Below are 1,606 nucleotides of genomic sequence, written 5' to 3'. Positions count from 1 at the left end.
ACCTCGGACACCCAGCCGCTGACGGTGACCGGCCAATACCCCACGACGACGACGCTCGGCAATCCGGACGGCAACACCCCCCCCTACAATCTGCCCGTGACGGTCATCGGCATCGCGCCGCCCTCGCTCTTCCCGACCGGCACGGTCGAGATCAAGGATCATACCAACCAGGATAAGTCGCTCGCAAATGTGCAGCTCGGCACGCCGCAGAACGCCATGACGCTTGCCCGAGGCCAAACGCCGGATCTGCCAACCGGCAAAACCCCCCAGGCGATCGCGACCGCCGACTTCAACGGCGACGGTTACCCCGACCTTGCCGTGGCGAACCACGACGACAAGAATGTGACGGTCTATCTGGGCGACGGCAATGGCGGCGTCAATACCACGCCGTATGCAAACCTCGCGGTACCCAATCCGCCGACGAGCATCGCCACGCCGGATTTGAACAATGACGGGTCCCCCGATGTGGCGGTGGGCAACGGCAACGAAGTGACGACCTGGGGCAACGCGGGCGGCGCGAGCTTCCCGTGGGGAGCGGGCCACACAAAATTCCCCGATGACAGCTACGTGGCGGCGGATACCATTGCGATTGGCGATTTCGATCGCAACGGCAGCCTCGACATGGCTGTTCCGGTGAACAAGCCGGATGAGACCGGCGCCGTGATCGTCATCCTCAACGACGGCAACGTTAATTTCACGCCGCAGGCTCCCATTCTCACCGGCAAGCTGACACGCTCGGTTGCCGCCGGCGTCTTTACCTCCAGCGGCAACGTGGATCTGATCGCCGTCAATCAGAGCTCCGGGACCGCAGTCGTGTTGCTCGGCGACGGCGCCGCCAACTTCACCCCGCAAACGCCCATTCCAGACCTTTTTTATCCGCAATCCATCGCGCTGGCCGACTTCGACGCCAATGGCGTTCTTGACTTTGCGCTCGGAACGAACGGCAGCAGCGGCATCCATAGCCAGGTCTTAATCTTTCAGGGGCAGGGCGACGGCACCTTCATCAACAGATCGACCGCGACCGCTGACTTGGGCATTGATAATGGGATCGCCAGAGTCACGGTCGGCGATTTCAACGCCGATGGCAACGCCGATTTCGGTGCGACTGTCAATGATTACACCGCCACCGACCTCTCGCTGCAGGTCTGGCTAGGCAATGGTAATTTCAACTTCGGGTCGAAGCCGAGCGCGACAATCGCACCGGAACTGGGGGCGGCCGGCGTCGTCAGCGCCGACTTCAACAGCGACGGCATTGACGATCTGGCGAGCGCCAACTCAATTGCGAACACAGCGACGATTGCGCTGGGCGAGCCCACCGCCACGGTGACCGGCACGGCGCAGAACGTGCCGGCGCCGGTGGGGACCGGCACGCACGATGTGCTGGCCGTCTACGACGGCGACAAGAACTTTGCCGGCAGCACGTCCGGGACCGTGCCGCTGGCGGCGAAGAAGCTCGACACCACGCTCGCCCTGAAGGCCGACCCGCAAAGCCCCGTGGTAGCCTGGCAGCCGGTGACGCTCAGCGCCACGCTCGGCACCGGCAACCAGGATCTGCAGGGTCAGGCGCCCTCGGGCGACGTCACCTTCTCGATCCAAAATGGCAAGC

The 1,606-nt window shown here is 63.8% G+C and carries 1 protein-coding gene; it reads left to right on the top strand.

Annotated features, from left to right (window positions below; translation table 11 throughout):
- The coding region (locus C7477_RS18640; RefSeq protein WP_146226131.1) for an FG-GAP repeat domain-containing protein at nt 1-1,606 on the top strand (1,606 nt) is incomplete at both ends.

Origin of the sequence: Paramesorhizobium leguminum, from assembly GCF_003217235.1 — a bacterium.
Lineage (GTDB): Bacteria > Pseudomonadota > Alphaproteobacteria > Rhizobiales > Rhizobiaceae > Paramesorhizobium > Paramesorhizobium leguminum.
The sequence above is the reverse complement of the archived record's forward strand: the minus strand, read 5'-3'. Positions and strand labels throughout refer to the sequence as shown.